General features: G+C 67.6%; 26 protein-coding genes and 2 tRNA genes. 9 read left to right on the plus strand and 19 right to left on the minus strand.

Annotated elements, in window-relative coordinates; translation table 11 throughout:
* Window positions 1-20: 20 nt before the first annotated feature.
* Window positions 21-671 (minus strand): aminodeoxychorismate/anthranilate synthase component II, encoded by a 651-nt coding sequence (locus tag G528_RS0105260; RefSeq protein WP_026918066.1) that lies wholly within the window; start codon window positions 669-671, stop codon window positions 21-23.
* A 55-nt stretch (window positions 672-726) separates the two neighbouring features.
* Between G528_RS0105260 and crgA the strand changes: the two genes are divergently transcribed.
* Both crgA and G528_RS0105270 read left to right on the plus strand, forming a co-directional pair.
* A complete protein-coding gene (gene crgA, locus G528_RS0105265; RefSeq protein WP_026918067.1) occupies window positions 727-1,005 on the plus strand; it encodes a cell division protein CrgA in 279 nt (92 codons plus the stop codon).
* Window positions 1,006-1,111: 106 nt separating this feature from the next.
* Window positions 1,112-1,546, plus strand: coding sequence for a PH domain-containing protein (locus G528_RS0105270; RefSeq protein WP_245569679.1), 435 nt, complete (start codon window positions 1,112-1,114; stop codon window positions 1,544-1,546).
* A 6-nt stretch (window positions 1,547-1,552) separates the two neighbouring features.
* Here the strand turns inward: G528_RS0105270 and G528_RS0105275 are convergent, their stop codons facing one another.
* The gene (locus G528_RS0105275; RefSeq protein WP_026918069.1) at window positions 1,553-2,272 is read right to left on the minus strand and encodes a rhomboid family intramembrane serine protease; all 720 of its coding nucleotides are present in this window, start codon (window positions 2,270-2,272) and stop codon (window positions 1,553-1,555) included.
* A 152-nt stretch (window positions 2,273-2,424) separates the two neighbouring features.
* Window positions 2,425-2,955: a peptidylprolyl isomerase gene (locus G528_RS0105280; RefSeq protein WP_026918070.1), complete on the minus strand. Its 531-nt coding sequence runs from the start codon at window positions 2,953-2,955 to the stop codon at window positions 2,425-2,427.
* A gap of 92 nt (window positions 2,956-3,047) precedes the next feature.
* Here G528_RS0105280 and G528_RS16455 point away from each other — a divergent pair, with 92 nt between their 5' ends.
* Entirely contained in the window at window positions 3,048-3,233 is a 186-nt protein-coding gene (locus tag G528_RS16455; protein ID WP_035719066.1) for a hypothetical protein, read from the plus strand.
* A 987-nt stretch (window positions 3,234-4,220) separates the two neighbouring features.
* Window positions 4,221-4,463, plus strand: coding sequence for a DUF4190 domain-containing protein (locus G528_RS18160; RefSeq protein ID WP_156890359.1), 243 nt, complete (start codon window positions 4,221-4,223; stop codon window positions 4,461-4,463).
* On the opposite strand, the gene G528_RS0105300 is transcribed toward G528_RS18160, so the two are convergent.
* The 7 genes from G528_RS0105300 to G528_RS0105330 all read right to left on the minus strand — a co-directional run bounded on the left by G528_RS0105300 (window position 4,460) and on the right by G528_RS0105330 (window position 8,491).
* Complete coding sequence (locus G528_RS0105300; RefSeq protein WP_245569697.1) at window positions 4,460-5,617, minus strand: alpha/beta hydrolase family protein; 1,158 nt, start codon at window positions 5,615-5,617, stop codon at window positions 4,460-4,462. The two genes, G528_RS18160 and G528_RS0105300, sit on opposite strands and share 4 nt — an antisense overlap.
* Before the next feature lie 88 nt (window positions 5,618-5,705).
* Entirely contained in the window at window positions 5,706-6,263 is a 558-nt protein-coding gene (locus G528_RS0105305; protein WP_026918073.1) for a hypothetical protein, read from the minus strand.
* Window positions 6,260-6,874 (minus strand): hypothetical protein, encoded by a 615-nt coding sequence (locus G528_RS16465; protein ID WP_245569680.1) that lies wholly within the window; start codon window positions 6,872-6,874, stop codon window positions 6,260-6,262. Before G528_RS16465 ends, G528_RS0105305 begins: the two co-directional genes overlap by 4 nt.
* Window positions 6,871-7,416, minus strand: a complete 546-nt coding sequence (locus tag G528_RS16470; protein WP_245569681.1) for an Asp23/Gls24 family envelope stress response protein — start codon at window positions 7,414-7,416, stop codon at window positions 6,871-6,873. Before G528_RS16470 ends, G528_RS16465 begins: the two co-directional genes overlap by 4 nt.
* 1 nt (window position 7,417) lies before the next feature.
* Window positions 7,418-7,600, minus strand: a complete 183-nt coding sequence (locus tag G528_RS0105320; protein WP_026918074.1) for a hypothetical protein — start codon at window positions 7,598-7,600, stop codon at window positions 7,418-7,420.
* Window positions 7,593-8,000: an Asp23/Gls24 family envelope stress response protein gene (locus G528_RS16475; protein WP_051198339.1), complete on the minus strand. Its 408-nt coding sequence runs from the start codon at window positions 7,998-8,000 to the stop codon at window positions 7,593-7,595. Before G528_RS16475 ends, G528_RS0105320 begins: the two co-directional genes overlap by 8 nt.
* Entirely contained in the window at window positions 8,000-8,491 is a 492-nt protein-coding gene (locus G528_RS0105330) for an Asp23/Gls24 family envelope stress response protein (protein WP_026918075.1), read from the minus strand. Before G528_RS0105330 ends, G528_RS16475 begins: the two co-directional genes overlap by 1 nt.
* 110 nt (window positions 8,492-8,601) lie before the next feature.
* On the opposite strand from G528_RS0105330, the gene G528_RS16480 reads away from it, so the two are divergent.
* Together G528_RS16480 and G528_RS0105340 are read left to right on the plus strand one after the other, a co-directional pair.
* Window positions 8,602-9,231, plus strand: coding sequence for an RNA polymerase sigma factor (locus G528_RS16480; RefSeq protein ID WP_035719070.1), 630 nt, complete (start codon window positions 8,602-8,604; stop codon window positions 9,229-9,231).
* Window positions 9,228-9,686, plus strand: coding sequence for a hypothetical protein (locus G528_RS0105340; protein WP_026918076.1), 459 nt, complete (start codon window positions 9,228-9,230; stop codon window positions 9,684-9,686). Before G528_RS16480 ends, G528_RS0105340 begins: the two co-directional genes overlap by 4 nt.
* A gap of 139 nt (window positions 9,687-9,825) precedes the next feature.
* Here G528_RS0105340 and G528_RS0105345 read toward each other — a convergent pair.
* The 9 genes from G528_RS0105345 to dnaA form a co-directional block, all read right to left on the minus strand.
* Window positions 9,826-9,898, minus strand: a tRNA-Ala gene (locus G528_RS0105345).
* Window positions 9,899-9,926: 28 nt separating this feature from the next.
* Window positions 9,927-10,003: transfer RNA gene (locus G528_RS0105350), tRNA-Ile, on the minus strand.
* A gap of 61 nt (window positions 10,004-10,064) precedes the next feature.
* On the minus strand, window positions 10,065-10,949 hold the full coding sequence (locus G528_RS0105355; RefSeq protein ID WP_026918077.1) for a DUF3566 domain-containing protein: 885 nt from the start codon (window positions 10,947-10,949) through the stop codon (window positions 10,065-10,067).
* 50 nt (window positions 10,950-10,999) lie between these two features.
* Window positions 11,000-13,504 (minus strand): DNA gyrase subunit A, encoded by a 2,505-nt coding sequence (gene gyrA, locus G528_RS0105360; RefSeq protein WP_026918078.1) that lies wholly within the window; start codon window positions 13,502-13,504, stop codon window positions 11,000-11,002.
* Between the two features lie 95 nt (window positions 13,505-13,599).
* Entirely contained in the window at window positions 13,600-15,654 is a 2,055-nt protein-coding gene (gyrB, locus tag G528_RS0105365) for a DNA topoisomerase (ATP-hydrolyzing) subunit B (protein ID WP_026918079.1), read from the minus strand.
* Between the two features lie 193 nt (window positions 15,655-15,847).
* A complete protein-coding gene (locus G528_RS0105370) occupies window positions 15,848-16,423 on the minus strand; it encodes a DUF721 family protein (RefSeq protein ID WP_026918080.1) in 576 nt (191 codons plus the stop codon).
* Window positions 16,389-17,678, minus strand: a complete 1,290-nt coding sequence (recF, locus tag G528_RS16485) for a DNA replication/repair protein RecF (RefSeq protein ID WP_084638049.1) — start codon at window positions 17,676-17,678, stop codon at window positions 16,389-16,391. The genes G528_RS0105370 and recF overlap by 35 nt, the downstream gene beginning before the upstream one ends.
* Before the next feature lie 31 nt (window positions 17,679-17,709).
* Window positions 17,710-18,912, minus strand: coding sequence for a DNA polymerase III subunit beta (gene dnaN, locus G528_RS0105380; protein ID WP_026918081.1), 1,203 nt, complete (start codon window positions 18,910-18,912; stop codon window positions 17,710-17,712).
* 615 nt (window positions 18,913-19,527) lie between these two features.
* Window positions 19,528-21,087, minus strand: coding sequence for a chromosomal replication initiator protein DnaA (gene dnaA / locus G528_RS0105385; protein ID WP_026918082.1), 1,560 nt, complete (start codon window positions 21,085-21,087; stop codon window positions 19,528-19,530).
* Window positions 21,088-21,402: 315 nt separating this feature from the next.
* Between dnaA and rpmH the strand changes: the two genes are divergently transcribed.
* Genes rpmH through yidD form a run of 3 tightly spaced genes read left to right on the plus strand, consistent with a single transcriptional unit; the run spans window position 21,403 to window position 22,305 of the window.
* Window positions 21,403-21,546 carry a 50S ribosomal protein L34 gene (gene rpmH / locus G528_RS0105390; RefSeq protein ID WP_006337454.1) on the plus strand — a complete coding sequence of 48 codons (144 nt, stop codon included), beginning with the start codon at window positions 21,403-21,405 and terminating at the stop codon, window positions 21,544-21,546.
* Window positions 21,547-21,571: 25 nt separating this feature from the next.
* Window positions 21,572-21,988, plus strand: a complete 417-nt coding sequence (rnpA, locus tag G528_RS0105395) for a ribonuclease P protein component (RefSeq protein WP_026918083.1) — start codon at window positions 21,572-21,574, stop codon at window positions 21,986-21,988.
* Window positions 21,985-22,305, plus strand: a complete 321-nt coding sequence (gene yidD, locus G528_RS18165) for a membrane protein insertion efficiency factor YidD (protein WP_084638050.1) — start codon at window positions 21,985-21,987, stop codon at window positions 22,303-22,305. The genes rnpA and yidD overlap by 4 nt, the downstream gene beginning before the upstream one ends.

Here is a 22,305-nt window from a genome sequence, read left to right on the forward strand (position 1 = left end):
CCGGGCGGTTCTGGGCTCGTCTACTCCGCGTCCGACAGGGCCCGCGCCATCTGACCCTCGAGGTCGGCGACGAGCGGCTCGCGCACCGTCAGACCGCACACGGCGAGCCAGTTCGCGAGCATGCGGTGCCCGCCCTGGGTGAGGACGCTCTCGGGGTGGAACTGCACGGAGTGGATCGGCAGGTCACGGTGCCGCATCGCCATCACGACGCCGTCGGGGGTCGTGCCGGTGACGATCAGTTCGTCGGGTACCGACTCGGGCGCCAGCGTGAGCGAGTGATAGCGGGTCGCCGTGAAGGGGTCGGGGAGTCCGGCCAGGACGCCGGTCCCGTCGTGACGCACCGGTGACGTCTTTCCGTGCAGCAGTTCATCGGCCCGCACCACGGTCGCCCCGAAGACCTCCCCGATCGCCTGGTGGCCGAGGCACACCCCCAGCAGCGGGGTGCCGGTGGCGGCCGCGGCCCGGACGAGCGGTTCGGTGGCGCCGGCGCGGTCGGGCGTCCCCGGTCCGGGGCTCAGGAGGATCCCGTCGACGTCGGCGACGACGGCGTCGAGGTCGGCCAACCGCGGATCGTCGTTGCGCCAGACGTCGGCATCGACGCCGAGCTGTCCCAGGTACTGGACCAGGTTGTAGACGAAGCTGTCGTAGTTGTCGATGACGAGGATGCGCACGTCGACCAGGTTATCGGGTTCACCGCCGGGGGCGCTCCTCGGTTACCGTAGAGGCATGCCCAAGTCAAAGGTTCGCAAGAAGACCGACTACACGATCAACACCGCCAGCCGCACTCCGGTGAAGGTGAAGGCCGGTCCGTCCGGCATCTGGTACCAGTCCGTCATGTTCGGGCTGATGTTGATCGGTCTGATCTGGCTGATCGTGTACTACCTGGGCGCCACCGTCGGGAAGTACGAGATCCTCAACTGGATGACCGAGCTCGGTCCGTGGAACATGTTGATCGGCTTCGGATTCATGGTGGTCGGATTGTTGATGACCATGGGGTGGCGCTGACGCGATCCGTGGATGATCTCCCCCTCATCCCTTGCGACCTGGGGAATGACATGTGTGTAATTCATCCCCATTGTGGATGACTCCTGTGGACGAATCGGATTCAGCTGTGCATGACGAGTGGGCGACGCCGCTGCCGGCGAGCATCGCGATGATCGGAGCGGGCCTCGCCCTGGGCGCCGCGGCCGCCGCCTCCTACGCCGACCCCGTCGGCGTGGTCTTCCTCGGGATCGCCGCCGCGGCCGTCATCGTCGCCGGTGCGATCAGCCTCGTGCGACGGCCGCGGCTGACCCTCCTCGAGGGTCCCGCGCTGCAGGTCAAGACGCTCCGCGGTCCGGCGACCCTGCAAGTCGACGACATCGCGCAGATCTCGGTGATCTCGACGCGGCACCTGTTCGCGCGGTCGCGCCAGCTGACGATCGACCTGGCCGACGATCGGCTTCTCGTCTTCGGGCGATGGGATCTCGGTGCCGCTCCGACGCTGGTGGCGCAGCGGCTCAGCGAAGCCGGACTCCCCGTCGTCGATCGGAACGCCGACCGCTGAACGCGGTCAGTGAATGCTGTCGCTGACGGCGATGCCGGTGCCGATCGCCAACGCCAGGATCAGGAGGGCGGCCAGGGTTGCCCACCCGATCCGATTCACCCGCCGGTAGGTGCGCTTCTCGGGCGGCAGGATCGCGGTCGGCAGCCACAGGACACCGGCCGCACTCGCCGCACCGAAGACCAGACCGCCCAGGTGGCCGAGCAGTGAGATGCCCGGGATGGTCAGGGAGATGACGAGGTTGATGACGATCACCGTGATGATCGTGGACGCGGGGGCCTTGATTCGGACCACCACGACGAGCAGGGCGCCCATCAGGCCGTAGATCGCGCCCGACGCACCGGCCGTCACCACCTGACCGCCTTCGAAGGCCATGACCGCGGCGCTGCCGCCGAGCAGCCCGATGCCGTAGACGGCCATGTATCGGAGTGGACCGAAGACTCGTTCCAGGTCGGCGCCGATGAGATACAGCGCCAACATGTTCACCGCGAGGTGAAGGATCGACCAGTGGAGGAAACCGCTGGTGACGAGGCGCCAGTATTCGTTGTCGAAGTCGTCGCCGGTGATCAGCGCGCCGTACTGCATCACGGTCGATGCGCGCGGATCGAAGATGCTCCCCGACTCGAGCGCACACGCGAGGTAGATGATCACGTTCACCGCGATCAGCGCGTACGTGATCATCGGGGCGCGCGACTCGGTCTCGAGGGCCACGGATTCGGCTGTGCCCACGCGAGCCGAGCCGACGGCCTCGCCGACGCAGTCGACGCAGTGTTGGCCCACCGATGCGGGCCGGAGACACTCCGGACACGCCGACCGCCCGCACCGCGTGCAGGAGAGCGCGGTCGGGCGGTCGGGGTGCCGGTAGCAGGTCTGCGTCAAGTTCAGCTGATCTCGACGCTCTCGATGACGACCTCGTCGACCGGGCGGTCCTGACGATCGGTCGCGGTGGTCGCGATCGCGTCGACGACGGCCTGCGAGGCCGCGTCCTTGACCTCGCCGAAGATCGTGTGGCGACGGTTCAGGTGCGGGGTGGCGCCGACGGTGATGAAGAACTGCGAACCGTTGGTGCCGGGGCCGGCGTTGGCCATGGCCAGCAGGTAGGGGCGGTCGAACTGGAGTTCCGGGTGGAACTCGTCCTTGAACTGGTAGCCGGGGCCGCCGCGACCGGTGCCGGTCGGGTCGCCGCCCTGGAGCATGAAGCCCTCGATGACGCGGTGGAACACCGCGCCGTCGTAGAACGGGCCGCTGGCTTCGCCCTTGGCGTTCTTGGTGCTGTAGTCCTTGGTGCCCTGGGCCAGGCCGACGAAGTTCTCGACGGTGACCGGGGCGTGATTGCCGAAGAGTTCGATGACGATGTCGCCGCGATTGGTGTGCAGGGTCGCGGTCTTGTTCTGCTCACTCACAGTGTCCATAAAACCATGACTCGACGATGCGGGGCGCACGCCGCCGTGATCCGGGCGTCGGCCACTGGCGATGAGGGACCCGCGCCTGGCACGCTGGAGGGATGCCGAACAAACTCGTGGTCTTCCTCGTGTCGACGATCGTGGTGCTCATCACCGGTGTCGCGATCGTTCTGCGCAAGTCGAGGACCGAGCATCCGCCGGTCGCCGCGGCTCCTCCGCGGCTCGACGATCTGCCCGGCGGTGAATCGCGCCTCGGCGATTCCGCCGGCGATTCTTCGGCGTCTTGACCGTCAACAGGTAATTTGGACGACGTGACTTCCGACGATTCGCGCGAGAACGACCCGGCCGACGATCAGGCGGGTCCCACGCCGGCGCCTTGGGAACGGGCGGCATCGGTGAAGCCCTCGTCTGCCCCGGACCGTCCGGCCGGCGCCGACGGCGGGTCGCATCGTCGACCGGGGAACCCGTCCGCGTCTCAGGCCGATCCCGCATCGGCCGTTAGCCGGCCCTCCGGTTCCCAGTCCTCCGGTAACCAGTCCTCCGGTGTTCCCGCTCGGAGTCAGCAGGCGCCGAACACTCCGCCGCCGTCTAGTCCGTCACCGTCTGGTCCGTCGCCGTCTGGTCCGTCGCCGTCTGGTCCGCGGGCGCCGCAGGGACCCGGTGCACCCCAGCAGTCGGGGTCCCAGCAGTCGGGGTCCCAGCAGTCGGGGTCCCAGCGGCCCGGTGCGCCGCAGGGCCGGGGGCCGCAAGCCGGTACTTCGCAGCCCGGCAGCCAACAGTCGGGTGGCGCCCGGCCGACCCACGGTCCCGGAACGCTGCAGCCGCGCCAGGGCCCCGCATCGGGACCGTCACAGGGCCCGACCCCATCCCCGGGCCCGACATCATCACAGGGTCCGGCGTCTTCCCAGAATGTTCCCGGCCCGCGACCGACCCCGGGCGGACCGCCATCGACAGGACGCCCGCCTGCCGGGCCCCCGTCTGCCGGATCACCGTCTGCGGGATCACCGTCTGCCGGATCACCGTCTGCGGGATCATCGTCTGCGGGACGCCCGCCGGCAGGCTCGCCCCCGTCGGGCACCGGCACGAACGCGCCCCGCCCGTCGGGTCCGCTCGCATATTCGGCCGTCGCCAAGCCGCCGGTGCCGCTGGGACCTGCCCCCATCAGCGGCGACCAGCGGCACGAGCCGACGGGAGCCGATTCCGGCTCACCGAACACCGCCTCCGCCGGCACTTCGACGCCGGTGGTACCGACTCCGTCGAAGGAACCCGATTCCGTGACCTCCCCTGCCGCATCGTCGGCTACCGACTTCAACTGGAACGCCGTGTGGGCCTTCCTGATGTCGGCCGTCGGCGTCCTCTCCCCGTTCGGAATCTGGCTGGGATACCGCAGCCGCGCCCGGATCGACCGCGACGGCACGCTGGGCCGCGAATTCGCGACCGCCGCCATCGTCGTCGGCTACCTGTGGGTGGCGTTCCTGGTTCTCGGAGCGCTCGCCTACCTCTGGATCCTGCTCTAGCGCTTCAGGACTCGGGCGAAGAACCGGTCGAAATCCGCCCACTGCCGAGCGTTCATCTCGGTGTGTGATCCGTTCGCGACCGACGTCGCGAAGTCGACGCCGCCCGCCGCGAACTGCGCGACGAGCGCTGCGTGCAGCGGTGACGGCACGGTCGTGTCGAGGGTGTTGAGGACCAGCAGGATCGGCCGGTCGTATCCGCTCGTCGGCACCTGCATGTATCGATTCAACGCCGGGACCAGCGGGCCGACCCCGAGCGGTTTGGTCAACAGAGCGCCCAGTGGGATCGACGTGTCGACGTCGGGTCGGCACTCGCCGGTTCCCACGGAGTGGACCACCTTCTCACCCAGCGGCGTCAGATAGTCGTCCACCCGCGCGCCCGGGTCGGTGCTCCGCAGGCCCGCCAGGATCGCCAACACGTACTCGTAGGCTCCGTCCGCCAACGACGGCAACCGGGGAATGTACGGGCCCAGCAGTCCGGCGATCTTCTCGACGTCCGACTCGGGGTCGATCGCCACGGTCCCCCGGAAGTCGGTCCGCGGCCCGTAGGTCCGCTGCCGGTGCGCAGTCGCCAGAGCCGCCTGACCGCCCTGCGAGTCGCCGGTGACGGCCCAGGTGTTCGAGAGCTCGGGTTCCACGCTGCGTGCGGCGCGCAGCAGGTCGATCGCGGCCGTGGCCTCACTGCGGGTGTTCAGGTACGGGTGCGGGCCGGTGTGGAATCGGCCGAGGCCGACGTAGTCGGTCGCCACCACGGCGTATCCCTTGCGGACGAGGCGGGTGATGTAGCGGTTCTCACCGGCCGCCGGCGCGCTCTGGCCACCGCAGCCGGCCGAGAAGCCCGAGGTCCCGTGGTTGTAGACCACCACCGGCCAACCGCCACGGGGAGCGGGCCCCGGCGGAACGAGGAGGGCGCCGCTGGTCGGCACGGGACGTCCTCGACCGTCTTGGGTCCAGTAGTCGATGGCGCGACCGCCGTCGAGTCCGCGCCACCCGTCGGGGCGGTCGAACACCCCGATGATCTGGCCCGGAGCGTTCACCGGGCGGGCCGCTGCGACGCCGGGGGTGAGGGCGGTGACGACCACTGCCGCGAGGACGGTGCCGAGGATCCGGCGGAACGCACTCGTCGCGGCCCGGGTCCGTCGGGATCGGTTGTCGATCACTGCTGACTCCACTTCCCGTCGATCTGACTCCCCCGTGTGTCGGAGATTACTCCGTTCGGTGGACCCCCGTGCCCGGTCCGCACGGTCAGTCGTCGCGCTTCTCCAGATGGATCAGCGCGCGCACGTGCACATCCGTCCCGTCGAAGGCCGACCGCAGGTCGTCGAGGGACGACGCCAACGCGCCGACCACCTCGTCGTACGACCGTTCCGGACGGGCCGCGACCGAGACGAGGATCATCTTGCTGCCGCGGTCGTCGATCGCCTGGACGCGGACGTCCCGCAGGATCGTCTGCGCCGTGAGCTCCCCCTCGACGGCGCGGGCGACCTGCTTGAGCGGGATCGTCATGCTGCCCTCGGGGCCGCTGCCGCCGATCGTCAGCACGTCCGGTCGGCGCGGTGCGATCGTGGTCCGGATCAGTCGCCACCCCCAGTACAGGGCGATCACGGCGACACCGGCGATCACGGCCGCGAACCAGTCCTCGCCGACGGTGTCGGCGATCCTCGCGGTGTCGAGGCGGGCCACCCAGTCGGCGACGGGATCCACCGAGAGCCGGACGAGGACGATCGCGACGGCGACGACCAGCGCTATGACGCCGATCAGACCGAGCGACAGTCGATGCAGTGCTGCTGCTCCCCTGTTCATTCACCGACCCCCTTCTTCACCTTGACGACGATCTTCTGGCCGACCTCCGCCGAGCCGATCGCCGCGCGCGCCGTTCGGCCGACGCGGTCGGTGTCGACCGCGGTCGTGGCCGTCACCAACACCTTGACGCGCCGACCGGTCACCGAGGTGACGGCGTGCCGGGCGTCCGGCAGATCGGAGACGGCGGCGCTCACGCGACGGGCGACGTCGATGCGTCGGGTCCACACCACCGGGTAGTCGGTGAGGTTCACGTGGGTGCGGCGCCGCGGTTTGGCCGCGAGGAGGACGAGGAGCAGGCCGACGACCGCACAGGCGGCGGGGACGACCCACATCCAGTCCGACCACGTCTGGGTTCCCAGGTTCACCGCCGCACGGTGCACCCAGGTGTCGTCGTCGAGGACTCCGGCGACCGCGAGCAGGTCGCGGATCAGGAGGCCGCAGCCGCCGAGGAGCACGACGCCCAGCACTCCGCCGGCGATCGCGGCGCCCGGGAACGCCGTCGGCGGACGGACCGGGGTGTCGGAGATGTCGGATGCGTTCACGCGCTCGACCGGCGTCTCGCGGTCGTCGATGTCCCGCTGATCGAGCGGCTCTCCCGTCGACGCGGTCATGAGGTCACCTCTTCCTCGCGGTCATCTTCCTGGCGGTCATCGGATGATTCGGGGGTCCGGCGCTCGTCGCCCCCGTCGTCCCTGTCGTCCCTGTCGTCCCCGTCGGCCCCGTGGTCCCCGTCGGTGTCGGGCAGTTCGACGATGCCGCGCTTGCGGAGCCGCGCCGCGTCGCCGGCCACCACTTCGCCGACCGTCACGTCGACGCGGACGGGACGGCCGCCGGTGAGGCGGTCGAGTTCGTCGCTGACGCGCGTCCGTACGTCCCGGCAGATCCGGGCGATCGGCGACGGCCACACCACCGCGAGGGTGATGTCGACGACGTGTGCGGCGCCGCCGACGCTCTCGACCCGTGCCCGGGGGAATGACGTTCCGGCCGTGGTGTCGCGGCTGACGAGGCTCCCGATCCTTCCCGCGACGGAGTCGCCGTGGCGGACCACACCGTCGACCTCGAGCGCCGCCCCGAGGGCGATCTTCTCGAAGACGGCGTCGACGACCGTCAACCGTCCGGGCAGCTCGTCGCGTCGCCCCTCCCCGGGCGCCACGTCAACCACGGTTGCGGTTGCGCACGATCGCGCGCACGTCGATGGTCCCGTCGGCTTGCAGGCCGACGAGGAGTCCCACGGCGCCCAACACCACCGCCAGGACGAAGCCGCCGAAGCCACCGGTGGTCGCCGCCAACGCCAGCAGCAGACCGGTGAGCAGCCCGATCATTGCGGTTTTACTCATCGGATCCTCCTTCGAATTGCCGTGCGGTGTCGGCAGTGGATTCCGCTGACGCCGACCCTGCCGACCCCGTCGTGCCCGTCTCGGACGCTTCGGATGCCTCCAATGCCGGGGAGGTCACGTCTTCGACGGTGACGGAGAACGGTCGGTCGGCGATCTGCTCGGCGGCCGCCGCGGCGGCCGCGGCGACTTCTCGCAAGTCGTGGCGCAGGTCGACGACGATGTGGACAGACCCCTCATCGTCGGAGAGCTGCACGCCGCTGACCCGTTCACCGGGCAGGTAGGTCGCGACCTCTCCGAACAGTCCACCGTCGAGGTCGACGACTCCCGGCACCGCGAGGACGGCGCGTGCGATCCGCTTGGCGAGCGGTTCGTCGGCGGCCGACGCCGATTCGGCCGTCATCACTGGACTCGCGGCTCGCCGGCGTCGGTGTCGTCGTCATCGGCGAAGTGCACGTCGTGGACCATGACGTTCACTTCGGTGACCTCGAGGCCGGTCATCTGTTCGATCGCGTTGATGATGTTGCGGCGGATCGCGCCGGCGAGCTGATGGATCGCCACCCCGAACTCGGCGACGATCGCGACGTCGACGGCCGCCTGACGCTCGCCGACCTCGACGTCGATGCCCTGCGTGACGCTCGATCCGGTGCCGGGGATCACGCCGCGCACCTTGCCGACGGCCCGCTCGGTGGTGCCGCCGAGGTCGTAGACGCCGTCGATCTCGCGGGTCGCGATGCCCGCGATCTTGGCGACGACGACGTCGGCGATCGAGGTGGTGCCGTGGGATCCGTGCAGCGAGGTGCTCGAATTCCTGGAGAGCTCGACGTCCTTGCCGGTCGTCCGCGGCGCCTCTGCGGCGTCGGTGGTGGTCTTCGTGGTGGCCTGCTCGCTCATCTCGATCCTTTCTCGTGTCCCCCATCGGATTCGGGGCGTGTATAGAGTCAGTCGCGGAACACCCGAAAATTGCACGCGACCCAGGCAGTGATGTGCATCACACCGATGATATGAGTGACGACGTCTCGCTCGCCGGCTTCTCCGACGAGGAGTTGGCGGCGGCTGCCGCGGCGGGCGACCCCGAGGCGTTCGAGGTCCTGGTCGCCCGCACCGCGCCGATCGTCCTGCGTTTCATCCGGCGGATGGTCGACGATGCGCAGGTCGCCGAGGATCTCGCGCAGGAGACACTGTTCGCCGTGTGGCGGGGGCTGCCCGACTTCGCGTTTCGCAGTGCACTGCGAACCTGGGTTCTCGGGATCGCGCACCGCAAGGTGATGGATCACTACCGGAAGCGTCGCGACGTTCCCGCACCGTCGGAGAGCTTCATCGACGTGGAGTCCACCGAGCCGCTGCCCGCCGAAGCGGCTGAACGCCGGGAGTTCCGCGATGCACTGGCCTCGGAACTGCGGCGGATGCACGCGACTCCGCGGGCGGTGTGGTGGCTGCGCGAGGTGGAGGGCCTGTCGCTGGCCGAGATCTCCGCGGTCCTGCGGATCAGCGACGGCTCGGTGCGCGGCCATCTGCAACGAGGCCGCACGTATCTGACCACTCGGCTGGCACCGTGGAGACCGGGGGCACCCGTCAGGGGTGCCGATGCGAGACCGGAAGGACGACGACCAGAGGGGAGGGAGGACAGATGACGTACGACGACATCGACGGCGAACCCACCGACATCTGGCTCGTCGACGCGAGCCGCCGCCTCGACGAACCGTCGGGCGATGTCGCGCGCCTGATCTCGTCGATCACCACCGGACTCCCCCGCGTCCGCCGTCCCGGCCGCGACCTCGACACCGACGACGCCCACATCCGCGTCAACGATCGGGTGATCAAACAGCTACTGGCCACTCGCGTCCGCGCCGCGTCGGGCCGCCTCGTGGTCCACGTCCAGTTGCACGGTGACGACGGTGACCTCGCCGGCGTGACGATCGGATTGATCGCCCGCTACCGCGACGATCTGCACGCCCGCGCCGACACCGTCCGCGACACCGTGCGCACCGTGATCGAGTCCTGCCTCGGGCCCGCGCGCGCCGCGGAGGCCGGCGCCGACATCCATGTCCGCTGGCAGGACGTCTACACCCTCGAATGGCTGCAGTGATCGGTCGGTACGGCGGACGCGCCGAGCGCACGAGTCCGTGACAACAAGAGAGGGAGGGACACCGAGCAGAAGAAGCGGTCTCCGTCGTCGACGAAAACCGCTTCTGGTCTGGAACAGTCCTTGTGGAGATCAGTACTTGTGGAGCCTAGGAGATTCGAACTCCTGACATCCGCCTTGCAAAGGCGGCGCTCTACCAACTGAGCTAAGGCCCCGTGCCGGGGAACCCGGTCGGTGAAGTTGTGGTGGGCCTAGGAGGACTTGAACCTCCGACCTCTTCGTTATCAGCGAAGCGCTCTAACCGCCTGAGCTATAGGCCCGTGAACCGAGAATGAAGATTACCCGACCGTCAGATCTTCTCCAAAACGGCTGGTCATCAGGTCAGTCCAGATCAGCGAGGGTCACCTCGACGCCGCCGACCATGTCGGCGCAGACGTTGTAGATGTACGCGGAGATCGTGGTCAGGCCGGTGATGAGGATCGCGGCGACCACACCGAACAGCGCACTCATGGTGAACACCTGGCCCCCGGAGATCAAGTCGTCGCCGGTGCTCGTTCCGTCGGCGCTCACCAGGGTCCCGAACGAACTGTTGATCTGCTCCCAGATCCCCATCCCGTCGAGGACGCCGTAGAGGATCGCGACCGCGATCATCCAGACGAAGAACCCGGCGACCGACAGCACACCGGAGATCTTGAACACCGACCACGGGTCGACCCGCCTCAACTGCACGGCGGCACGCAGCGGCGTCGAGACCGAGCGCGCCGGGATCGTCTGACTGGTCGCCCGGGCGATCGCCTGCTCCTTGACCTGCTCGGTGTGGTGGATCGAGTCGAGATCGGGCAGCTCATCGCGCTTCGCGAGATCCTCGCGCGGGATGTTCCGCGTCGCGGACTCGACGAAGCCCTGCTGACCCGAACCCGGCGAGCCCACACTCTGCGAGCCCGAACCCTGGGCACCAGAACCGTGCGGACCCGGTGCCTGCGGACCCGAACCCGACTGAGACGAGCCCTGCGGGGCCGCAGGCGGCGCGGCGGGAGCCGGACCCGGCGTGTTGGGCCGCGGCGGGCCGGGCGGACGCCCCGCCGACGCGGGACCCGAACCCGAGCCGGTACCCGGACCGGGACGATCGTCGCCGATCGCTCCGGCCGCCTTCGCCATCTGACCAGCGGTGAGACCCGTCGCCGCTGACTTCTCGCCCCGTTTCCACGGCGGCGTGACGCCGGCGCGATCCGAGCTCGTGTCGTCCGGCTGATTCGGTGTGCTCACTGGCGATTCCTCACTGAACGGGTGCTACCCAACCCTAAACGGTGGGCGGCTCATTTCTCGTCAGCCGCGCCCTCATCGTCATCCTGCTCGTCGGCGTTCCGCGCGATCGCGATCACGTTGTTGCCCTCGGACAGGTTCATCAGGCGCACGCCCTTGGTCTGGCGGCCGGCCTTGCGCACCTGCTTCGCCTTGGTGCGGATGACGCCGCCGCCCGAGGTGATCGCGTAGATCTCACTGTCGAGATCCACCACGAGCGCCCCGACGAGATCGCCGCGCTTGGGATCGTGCTGAATCGTCAGCACACCCTTGCCGCCGCGACCCTGACGCGAATACTCCTCGATGTCCGTGCGCTTCGCATAACCGCCGGACGTCGCGACCAGCAGGAACGTGTCGGGTCGCACGACGGTGAGGCTGAGCAGCTCGTCGTCGGCGTTGAACCGCATGCCCTGGACGCCGGACGTCTGTCGACCCATCGGCCGCAGCGTCTCGTCATCGGCCGTGAAGCGGATCGACTGACCCTTCTTCGACACCAGCAGCAGATCGTCGTCCGAACTGCACAGCCGGGCGCCGACCAGCTCGTCGTCGCCCCGCAGATTGATCGCCGCGATGCCGCCCGACCGGTTCGAGTCGAAGGCGTCCAGACGCGACTTCTTCACCAGACCGTTGCGGGTCGCCAAAACGAGGTACGGCGCATCGTCGTAGCCGGAGATCCGAATGACCTGCGCGATCTTCTCCTCCGGCTGGAAGGCCATGAGGTTCGCGACATGCTGTCCGCGCGCCGTGCGGTTCGCCTCCGGCAACTCGTAGGCCTTCGCCCGGTACACGCGCCCCTTGGTGGTGAAGAACAACAGCCAGTCGTGGGTGCTGGAGACGAAGAAGTGGGCGACGATGTCGTCCTGCTTCAACGTGGCGCCCTGCACGCCCTTGCCGCCGCGCTTCTGACTGCGGTACAGGTCGGTGCGCGTCCGCTTCGCGTATCCCGTCTCGGTGATCGTGACGACGACCTCCTCGCGGGCGATGAGATCCTCGTCGGTCACATCCCCCTCGGCCGCAACGATCTGCGTACGACGGTCGTCGCCGTACTTGTCGACGACGTCCTTGAGTTCGTCGCGGACGATCGCGCGCTGGCGCTCGGGCCGCTCCAGGATGTCCTTCAGGTCGGCGATCTCGCGCTCGATCTCGGCGAGCTCGTCGATGATCTTCTGCCGTTCCAGAGCCGACAGACGACGCAGCTGCATCGCCAGGATGGCATCCGCCTGCAGCTCGTCGATGTCCAGGAGGTCGATAAGGCCCGACCGCGCGGCCTCGGTGTTCGCCGACGCCCGGATGAGGGCGATGACCTCGTCGAGGGCGTCGAGCGCCTTCACCAGACCGCGCAGGATGTGGGCGCGCTCCTCGGCCTTGCGCAGCCGATACCGGGTCCGCCGCACGATGACGTCGATCTGATGGGCCACGTAGTGACGGATCATCTGGTCGAGCCGCAGAGTGCGCGGAACGCCGTCGACGATCGACAGCATGTTGACGCCGAAGTTGGTCTGCAACTGCGTGTGCTTGAACAGGTTGTTCATCACCACGCGGGCGACGGCGTCACGACGCAGCGTGATCGCGATCTTCAGGCCCGCGCGATCCGACGACAGATCGTCGATCTTGCTGATGCCCTTGAGCTTCCCGTCGTTGAGCTGCTCGCCGATGTTCTGGATCAGGTTGTCGATGTTCACCTGGTACGGCAACTCGGTGACGATCAACTGGGTGCCGCCGGTCTTCGTCTCCTCGATGTCGACGACACTGCGCATCCGGATGCTGCCGCGACCGGTCATGTAGGCGTCGCGGATGCCCTGACCACCGACGATGAGACCCGCCGTCGGGAAGTCCGGACCCTTGACGACCTCCATGCACGCCGCGAGCGTCGTCTCCTCGTCGGCCTCCGGATTCTCCAGAGCCCAGAAGACGGCGTCGGCGACCTCCCGCAGATTGTGCGGCGGAATGTTGGTGGCCATACCGACCGCGATACCGCCCGAACCGTTGATCAGCAGATTCGGGATGCGCGACGGCAACACCGTCGGCTCCTGCGTCTTCCCGTCATAGTTGGGGACGAAGTCGACGGTCTCCTCGGTGATGTCGCGCAGCATCTCCATGGCCAACGGCGTCAGCCGGGCCTCGGTGTAACGCATCGCGGCGGCACCGTCGTTACCGCGGGAACCGAAGTTGCCCTGCCCGTCGATGAGCGGATACCGCATCGACCACGGCTGGGCGAGACGGACGAGGGCGTCGTAGATCGAACTGTCGCCGTGCGGGTGGTAATTACCCATCGTCTCCGACACCGGACGCGCCGACTTCACATAGCCACGGTCCGGGCGGAATCCGGCATCGAACGATGCATACAGCAGACGCCGGTGCACGGGCTTGAGGCCGTCGCGCACCTCGGGCAGCGCACGCCCGACGATCACGCTCATCGCGTAGTCGATGTAGCTGTTCTGCATCTCCTGACCGAGGTCGACGGGCAGAACGCGGTCGCTCTCTCCGTTGTTCTCCGGCAGATCAGTTTCGTCGCTCATGAATCACTTTCCCGCGGCGCATGCCGCTGCTGACATCATGCGACCCGGCGTGCATCCGAGGTCACGAGTGTTGGTTCGGTGGCGGTTCCGGCTCACTACACGTCCAGGAAGCGGACGTCCTTGGCGTTGCGTCCGATGAAGGTGCGGCGTGCGGCGACGTCCTCCCCCATCAGGATCGAGAACAGCTCGTCGGCGGCCGCCGCGTCGTCGAGGGTGACCTGCTTGAGGACCCGGACCTCCGGATCCATCGTGGTCTCCCACAGCTCGCTGGCGTTCATCTCACCGAGACCCTTGTAGCGCTGGATGCCGTCGTCGGTGTTGATCTTCTTACCCGCTGCCTTGCCCGCCTCGAGCAGCGCGTCCCGCTCGCGGTCGTTGTAGGCGAACTCCGGAGCGGCACCCTTCTGCCACTTGAGCTTGTAGAGCGGCGGCATCGCGAGGTAGACGTGACCCTGCTCGATGAGCGGCCGCATGAAACGGAACAGCAGCGTGAGCAGCAGCGTCGCGATGTGCTGACCGTCGACGTCGGCGTCGGCCATGAGCACGATCTTGTGGTACCGGAGCTTGCTGATGTCGAATTCGTCGTGGATGCCGGTGCCGAACGCCGTGATGATCGACTGGACCTCGGCGTTCTTCAACACACGGTCGATCCGTGCCTTCTCGACGTTGATGATCTTGCCGCGGATCGGGAGGATCGCCTGATACATCGAATCGCGTCCCGACTTGGCGGAGCCGCCGGCCGAGTCGCCCTCCACGATGTAGACCTCGCACTTGGTGGGGTCGTTGCTGCGGCAGTCGGCGAGCTTGCCGGGCAGTCCGCCAATGTCCGTCGCGGTCTTCCGGCGGACCAGCTCACGCGCCCGGCGGGCGGCCAGGCGGGCCTGCTGGGAGTCGGCGGCCTTCTTGATGATGGTCTTCGCCTCGGCGGGGTTGGCGTCGAACCACATCGAGAGATGCTCGTTGCACGTCTTCTGCACGAAGCTCTTGACCTCGGTGTTGCCGAGCTTCGTCTTCGTCTGACCCTCGAACTGGGGGTCGGCGACCTTCACCGAGATGACGGCGGCGAGACCTTCGCGGATGTCGTCGCCGGACAGCTTCCCGTCCTTCTCCTTGATGAGCTTCTTGTCGAAGGCGTACCGGTTGACGGTGCTGGTGAGGGCCGCGCGGAAACCCTCCTCATGCGTTCCGCCCTCGGCGGTGTTGATGGTGTTGGCGAAGGTGTGCACCGATTCGGCGTAACCCTCGTTCCACTGCATCGCGATCTCGACCTCATGGCCGTCACCCTTGGCGGTGAAACCGACGACGGTCTTGTGGATCGGCGACTTCGCCCGGCTGTTGAGGTGCTTGATGTAGTCGACGAGCCCGTCCGGGTAGTGATAGGTCCGGGTCTTGACGCGGGCCTTCGCCGACTCCTTCTCCTCCTCGGACTTGATGCTCGCATCGCCGTCCTCGCCCTCCTCGACCTCGGCTTCGAGGACCGCCTCGTGGATGCGGTCGTCGGTCAGCGTGATCGTGAGGCCCTTGTTGAGGAAGGCCATCTCCTGCAGACGTCGAGCGATCGTCTCGATGTTGAACTCTGTGCTCTCGAAGATCGTGTCGTCGGGCCAGAACCGCACCGTGGTGCCCGTCGCGGAGGTGGCGTCCCCCTCGATCAGCGGGCCGGGCTTGGCCTGATCGTACGTCTGCGCCCAGTTGGAGCCGTTGCGTTTGATCGCCAGTTCGACCTTCGTCGACAGCGCGTTGACGACCGAGATGCCGACACCGTGGAGGCCGCCGGAGACGGCGTACGAATCCGAGTCGAACTTACCGCCGGCGTGCAGCTGGGTCATGATGACCTCGACGGCCGGAACACCGGTCGCGTGCATGCCGACCGGCATGCCTCGACCGTCGTCGACGACCTGGATGCCGCCGTCGGCGAGCAGGGTGACGTCGACGCGGCTCGCATAGCCTGCCATCGCCTCGTCGACCGAGTTGTCGACGACCTCCCAGATCAGGTGGTGCAGTCCCCGCTCACCGGTGGAGCCGATGTACATGCCGGGACGCTTGCGAACCGCTTCCAGACCCTCGAGGATGCTGATCGAGTCGGCGCCGTATTCGGGCGGCTTCGACTTACCGGACTTCTTGGGTGCGTTGCCGCTGGTGTCTGCCACGGAGGGTCAGCTCCCATTCTGATTGGGGACAGTTACACCTCAGTGTACGTGGGAAGCGACCAGAAGCCGGTATCCCCACGCCCTGAATGCGTCACAGAACGACGATCGACGGTTCTGACGGGACCGACCATGCCCGATCGGCTTTCAGTCGCTCTGGCGCGCAGGAGGGCGACGATCCGACGACACGGAACGATCAGCCGTAGGTGTCCCGGGGTCCGCGGCCCGAGATGTGCCGCGGACCCTTCCGCCACGACGGCGCCTGGGGGCCGGTGATGCGCAGTCGGGTCACCATGTCGTGACCGATCACGCCGGCGATCTTCGCGATGATCTGTCCCTGCATGTACCGGAGCTGGGTGGCCCACGCCGTCGACTCGGCACTCACATGCAGGACCGTGCCGTCCAGACGTGTCGGCGTGGCGTGCGCCGCGATGTCGTCACCCACGATCGACGGCCACATGCCGAACAGGGTCCCCTCGGAGATCTTCGGCTGCCAGCCGTGCCGTTTGGCGACGGCGCCGATCATCGCGCCGAAGGGTTGCGGATCCCTGGGATCCGGCCCGGCTCCCGACCAGCGACGACGGGAGCGATCCCCGGTCCGACCACGCGGCCGGATCGGCGCGGCCCGGCCCATGCCGACCGGTTTGCCTGCGGCCCGGGCGGCGGCGCGAGCCTCCTCGAGCGCCGCGCGCGCGAGGTCGTACCCGGTCTGACCGGTCAGGGGACCGTCCGCCGACTCACTCGGCGTCGTCCCGCGCTCCTCGTCCGACATCGCCGACCTCCTCATCTGCTCCGATGGTGTCTCGCACTCCGCCGGTCTCCCGCACTCCCGTGGTCTCCCGCACTCCGATGGTCTCATCGTCGGTGATGACCGAGTGTCGAGCTCCATCATCGTCGACGACCCCGACACGAATGCGACGTCCGACCACCTGATCGGGAATGTCCTCGGCGACCGCCGCCGTGATCAGAAGCTGATCCGCGGAGGCGGTGAACTCGGCGAGTTTGGTGCGGCGGGCGACGTCGAGCTCGGCGAACACGTCGTCGAGCATGATCACCGGTTCCACACCGTCGGCGCGCAGCAGCTCCACGCTGCCCAATCGCAGCGACAGCGCCAACGACCAGCTCTCACCGTGGCTGGCGAAGCCCTTCGCCGGATCGTCGCCGAGTTCGAGCAGCAGATCGTCCCGATGCGGTCCCACGAGGCACAGGCCACGCTCGATCTCCTTCGTCCGCACCGCGGCGAGCTGCTCGGCGATCGCCGCGCGGATGTCGTCGACGGCGCCGTCCCCGCCCGCGCTCTCGTCGACCGCTGACCCCGCAGCCGACCGGTACGAGACACGAACGGGCCGCGAATGCGGAGCGATCGACGCGTACGCGGCCACCACGTGGGGGGCCAACTGCCCCAGAACGGCGAGACGGGCCGCCGTCACCTGAGCGCCCAGGTCGGCGAGCTGTCCGTCCCACACGTCGAGCGTCGAGAGCACCGAGTCGGCCTGGTCTCCGCCGCGGCGCAGCGCGGCGCCCGCCGACTTCAGCAGGGCTGACCGCTGCCGCAGCACCCTGTCGTAGTCGGCTTTGGCGCCGGCGGCCATCGGCCGGAGTTGAGCGACCAGCTCGTCGATGAAGCGCCGCCGCTCACCCGGATCGCCACGGACCAACGCCAGATCCTCCGGCGCGAACAGCACCGTCCGGAGAATCCCGAGCACCTCGCGGGTACGCCGAACCGGTCGGGTGTTCACCGCCGCCCGGTTGGCACCCTGCGCGGCGACGGTCAGCTCGACGGTGAGCTCGCGACCCTCGTTCTCGACGGTCGCCACGATCCGTGCCGCATCGGCGCCACTGCGCACCAGCGGAGCGTCCGACGACACGCGATGCGAACGCAGCGTCGCGGTGTAGAACAACGACTCCAGCAGGTTCGTCTTACCGAAACCGTTGCGCCCCACGAAGATCGTCGTTCCCGGCTGCAGATCGAGGTGGATCTGCGGCCAGGATCGGAAATCGTGCAGCGTCAGCTCTCGAACGAACACGACGGCCTACTCGATCGACTGCATCTCCCGATCAGCCCGGCAGTCGCACGGGCATCAGGAGATAGCTGAAATCGCTGTCGGACGCGGCGTACGCGCCGGACTCGTCACGCGCCGGGCTCTCCCCGGACGCCGGCCGCAGCACCGCCGGCCGGATCGCGGCCCGCCGCTGCCCGGAACCGTCGGGTTCGGGATTGGTGAACCCGAACTCCACGGTCTGAGAACCGATGGCGGCCAGACCGTCGAGGAGGTAGTGCGGGTTGAACGCGATCAGGATCGACTCACCGTGGAAGTCGACGGGCAGTTCCTCCTCGGCCTTCCCGGCCTCATCGCCGCCCGCGGTGAGCAGCACCGACTGGTCGGTGAAGTCCAGACGCACCTGGGCTCCGCGCTCGGCGACCAGCGACACGCGCTTGATCGCCTCGATCAGCGGAGCGCTCTCGATGGTGGCCACGGACGTGTGGTTGGGCGGGAACAGCTGACGAAACTTCGGGAACTCCGCGTCGAGGAGACGGGTCGTGGTCTTCTTGGCGTTGTTCGTGATGCCGAGCATGCCGTCCGAACCGATGGCGTGCGCCGAGCCGAACGCCAACTCGACGTTCCCGGTGGCATCGGCGCCCGCGGCCTTCGCCGCCTCCGAGAGCGTCTTGGCCGGCACCAGCGCCGCCCCCGACGCACCGGCCTCCGTCGGTTGCCACTGGAGTTCGCGCACGGCGAGACGGAAACGGTCGGTGGCCGCCAGCACGACCTTGTCGCCCTCGATCTCGACGCGAACGCCGGTGAGCATCGGCAGCGTGTCGTCCTTGCCGGCCGCGACGGCGACCTGCGAAACGGCTTCGGCGAACAGATCGGCAGGCACCGATCCGGTGTTCTCGGGGACCTCGGGAAGTTCCGGGTAGTCCTCCACCGGCATGGTCGGCAACGAGAACTTGGCACTGCCGCACGCGATGGCGACACGAGCGCCGTCGATCGTCACGTCGACGGGCTTGCCGGGCAACGCCTTGGTGATGTCGGCGAGCAGTCGGCCCGACACCAGGGCGGTCCCCGATTCGGCGACCTCGGCGGAGATGGTCTGGGTGGCCGAGACCTCGTAGTCGAATCCGGCGACGCGCAAGCCGGTGTCGGTGGCCGTCAGGACCACGCAGCCGAGAACGGGAACCGGGGGGCGCGCCGGAAGGCTGCGGGCCACCCACGCGACGGCATCGGCGAACTCGTCACGCACGACACGAAACTTCATCTGCGGTGTAACCCCTTCTCGACATACCGGGTCCGCCACGAGATGGTGCGGAGCCGGCGATTACTGGTCGCCGAATCCCACTCTAGAGCGCTTCGCCGATGTGCGGCGAACTTGGGGCGAGCTCGAGTGATCGAGGGCCGCCCGAGCGTGTGGCGAGCGAGCCCTCGGTGCTGTGTATGCACACAGCCTGTTTTAAAAGATCTTCTCTAAAGAGAAATTCTTAGTAGTAGTAGGCGCTGTGAGTTCTGTGGATTGTCGTCGTCTGCGCAGGTCACCTCGTCTCCACTGATGTGGAGCATCGGTGGATGACACCGGTGGACAACCTCGACGGTGTGTGGACGGCTGTGATCGTCCGCATCGGTCCCCGGCGCCGTCCACAGATTCGGCCCCGGTTGTCACCAGGCTGTCCACAGGATGCGGGCGCCGGTGTCCTGGGACTTCGCAGCCGGCGATGAGACCTCCAGCGTCGTCCGGGCGTCGGGGTGTGCGTCGACCGGACGACACCCGAGTCTCTGGGACGCCTTGAGAGTCGTCGTTCTGCGGTTCGTCGTTCTGCGGTTCGTCGTCGGGAGCCGACGGGTCGGGAGCCGGCGGGTTGGAAGCCGGCGGGAACGATCAGCGGTTGGCACGCTGCTTGATGCGCGCCGTCAGCTCCTGCACCTGGTCGTAGGTGTTGCGGTTCTCGTGCATCATCTTCCGGATCTTCTTGTCCGCATGCATCACCGTCGTGTGATCGCGATCGAAGGTCTCCCCGATCTTCGGCAGGGACAGATCGGTGAGTTCACGGCACAGGTACATGGAGATCTGGCGGGGCAGGGTCAGCGACCGCACCTTGCTCGGACCGCACAGGTCCTCCACCGTGAGGTCGAAGAAGTCGGCGGTGACCGCGACGATCCCGGCCGCACTGATGTCCATCGGACCGGAATCGGGGATGAGTGCCTTGAGCACCACTTCCGCGAGCCCGGTGTCGAGCTCCGCGTTGTTCAGCGACGCGAAGGCGGTGACGCGGATGAGTGCGCCCTCCAGCTCGCGGATGTTGCGCTCGATCTTCGAGGCGATCAGTTCGAGGACGTCGTCGGGTGCCGCGAGCTTGTCCATCTGCGCCTTCTTGCGAAGGATCGCGATCCGGGTCTCGAGGTCGGGCGGCTGGACGTCGGTGATCAGACCCCACTCGAATCGAGTCCGGAGGCGGTCTTCGAGCGTCGCCAACTGCTTCGGCGGACGATCGGAGGAGACGACGATCTGCTTGTTCGCGTTGTGGAGGGTGTTGAAGGTGTGGAAGAACTCCTCCTGAATGCCTTCACGGCCCTCGAGGAACTGGATGTCGTCGATGAGCAGCATGTCGATGTCGCGGTAGCGGCGTTTGAACCCGACGCGGCGATCGTCGCGCAGCGAGTTGATGAAGTCGTTCGTGAACTCCTCGGTCGAGACGTACTTGACGCGCATCCCGGGAAACAGTCGTTGTGCGTAATGGCCGGCGGCGTGCAGCAGATGCGTCTTGCCGAGGCCGGACTCACCCCAGATGAACAGCGGGTTGTAGGCCCGCGCCGGGTTCTCGGAGACGGCCACCGCCGAGGCGTGCGCGAATCGGTTCGACGCGCCGATGACGAAGGTGTCGAAGGTGTAGCGCGGATGGAGCGAGGTGGTCCCGTTGTCTGGTGCGCTGGTCTCGCGCTGCGCGAAGTAGGACGACCATTCACGTCGCTCCACCGGTCGCTGCTGCTCGTAGTTGAGGGTGGCGAACTGATCGTCCGACGGCGACGCCGACGGCACCGGGGGTGTGTCGGGTGTGACGCTTGTTGCACCCGTGGGAGTTCGAGTCGGACCGGGAGTGTGCACAGGGTTGTCCCCAGCCGCGCCGGAACCGTCCACCGGATGGGGAGGGATGTCGTCGGGCTCCTCCACGCGCACCGCGATGTCGACGCCCTGACCGAGATGACGGCTCAGTGTGGTCCGAACGGTGTCGCGAAGATTCCTCTCGATCTGTTCCTGAACGAGTGCCGAGGGCACGGCCAGCAGCGCGAACCCCTCGGTCATCGTCAGCGGCCTGACCAGTGACAACCAGGCCTTCTGCTGTCGGGTCAGCGGCTCACCGTCGAGGGAGCCGCCAGCGCTGGACAGTTCATCGACCACAGCGTTCCAGATGTCGCCGAATGACTCCCGGTCGCCCGCCACGCGGTCCCCCTTGCTTGCTGGTGTGGATTGACTCTGCGTCTTTGAGGGTGCCACGAAACCCGGTGGAAGTGCGACTTGTCCACAAAGTTGTCCACACCTGTGGATCGGCCTGTTAACAAATCACACGGATGTCATTCAGTTCGAGGGGTCTGTGCAGGTCGATCGTCGTTTGATTTGGTTTCACCCGGCCAGTACCCTCGAAAGGTCGCCTGAACACGGACTGGATTGCGCGCGCTCACCTCACGGCGGAGCCTGCACGCGAGCCGGCGGTGTGGGGCCCAAGACCAACCGCAGTACCGACACAAGGAGTCCCTCATGGCTAAGGGGAAGCGTACTTTCCAGCCGAACAACCGACGTCGCGCTCGCGTGCACGGCTTCCGTCTTCGCATGCGTACCCGCGCCGGCCGCGCGATCGTGAACGGTCGCCGTTCCAAGGGCCGCGCCAAGCTGACCGCCTGACTCGGCGATCCGGCCCGGGCGATCGGTGTCGGCCGACTCAGTGCGGATTTCGAGGAAGTCCGATTTCACCCGCACACTCAGTCGTGGTGTGCGGGTTTCGGCGCGTGATCTGAGTGTTCACGTCGCTCGCGTACCCCCGCGTTGGCCCGATGACTCCGCCGTCCGTCCCGATGTCGCAATGACCGGCGGCCCGTGGCTGGGGCTGATCATCTCGAAGCGGGTCGGCAACGCGGTGGTCCGTCATCGCACGGCGCGTCGACTCCGCCACGCATTCGCCGCGACCGCACCGGACCTTCTCGGTGCCGAGACCTTCGTGGTGATCCGGGCACACCCGGGTGTGGTCGAACGGTCGAGTACCGAGTTGGCGGACACGCTTCGCGAGGCATTCGGTCATCGAAAGGTGGCGGCGTCCCGCGACCGGGCGACGGCGGTGAGCCGATGACCGCCGCAGAGCAGATCTACCGATTCCCGCGCCGGGCACTGATCTTCGTCATCGAGCTGTATCGGACATGGGTCTCCCCGATGAGATTGCCGAGCTGCCGGTTCGAGCCGACGTGCAGTGCCTATGCAGTCGAAGCACTCGACAGACACGGCTTCCTCTGGGGAACGGTGTTGGCCGTATGGCGCCTGCTCAAATGCGGACCGTGGCATAAGCCCGGCTACGATCCGGTCCCCGAACAGGGCCCGGTGCAGTGGCTGCGCCGAACACAGACTTCACACACAGGTGCTTCGGCACCGACGTCAGATAGGGGTAAGTGA

The organism is Gordonia shandongensis DSM 45094 (assembly GCF_000423025.1).
In the GTDB taxonomy this organism is placed as follows: Bacteria; Actinomycetota; Actinomycetes; order Mycobacteriales; family Mycobacteriaceae; genus Gordonia; species Gordonia shandongensis.

Excerpts from the sequence above, each read along its gene's own strand:
- yidD (WP_084638050.1), top strand. The coding sequence starts at position 21,985 with ATGACCGCCGCAGAGCAGATCTACCGATTCCCGCGCCGGGCACTGATC.
- G528_RS0105280 (WP_026918070.1), bottom strand. The coding sequence starts at position 2,955 with ATGGACACTGTGAGTGAGCAGAACAAGACCGCGACCCTGCACACCAAT.
- G528_RS16465 (WP_245569680.1), bottom strand. The coding sequence starts at position 6,874 with ATGACCGCGTCGACGGGAGAGCCGCTCGATCAGCGGGACATCGACGAC.
- crgA (WP_026918067.1), top strand. The coding sequence starts at position 727 with ATGCCCAAGTCAAAGGTTCGCAAGAAGACCGACTACACGATCAACACC.
- G528_RS0105340 (WP_026918076.1), top strand. The coding sequence starts at position 9,228 with ATGACGTACGACGACATCGACGGCGAACCCACCGACATCTGGCTCGTC.
- G528_RS16480 (WP_035719070.1), top strand. The coding sequence starts at position 8,602 with ATGAGTGACGACGTCTCGCTCGCCGGCTTCTCCGACGAGGAGTTGGCG.
- gyrA (WP_026918078.1), bottom strand. The coding sequence starts at position 13,504 with ATGAGCGACGAAACTGATCTGCCGGAGAACAACGGAGAGAGCGACCGC.
- G528_RS0105305 (WP_026918073.1), bottom strand. The coding sequence starts at position 6,263 with ATGAACAGGGGAGCAGCAGCACTGCATCGACTGTCGCTCGGTCTGATC.
- G528_RS16455 (WP_035719066.1), top strand. The coding sequence starts at position 3,048 with ATGCCGAACAAACTCGTGGTCTTCCTCGTGTCGACGATCGTGGTGCTC.
- rpmH (WP_006337454.1), top strand. The coding sequence starts at position 21,403 with ATGGCTAAGGGGAAGCGTACTTTCCAGCCGAACAACCGACGTCGCGCT.
- dnaN (WP_026918081.1), bottom strand. The coding sequence starts at position 18,912 with ATGAAGTTTCGTGTCGTGCGTGACGAGTTCGCCGATGCCGTCGCGTGG.
- G528_RS16475 (WP_051198339.1), bottom strand. The coding sequence starts at position 8,000 with ATGACGGCCGAATCGGCGTCGGCCGCCGACGAACCGCTCGCCAAGCGG.
- G528_RS0105330 (WP_026918075.1), bottom strand. The coding sequence starts at position 8,491 with ATGAGCGAGCAGGCCACCACGAAGACCACCACCGACGCCGCAGAGGCG.
- G528_RS0105320 (WP_026918074.1), bottom strand. The coding sequence starts at position 7,600 with ATGAGTAAAACCGCAATGATCGGGCTGCTCACCGGTCTGCTGCTGGCG.
- G528_RS0105370 (WP_026918080.1), bottom strand. The coding sequence starts at position 16,423 with ATGTCGGACGAGGAGCGCGGGACGACGCCGAGTGAGTCGGCGGACGGT.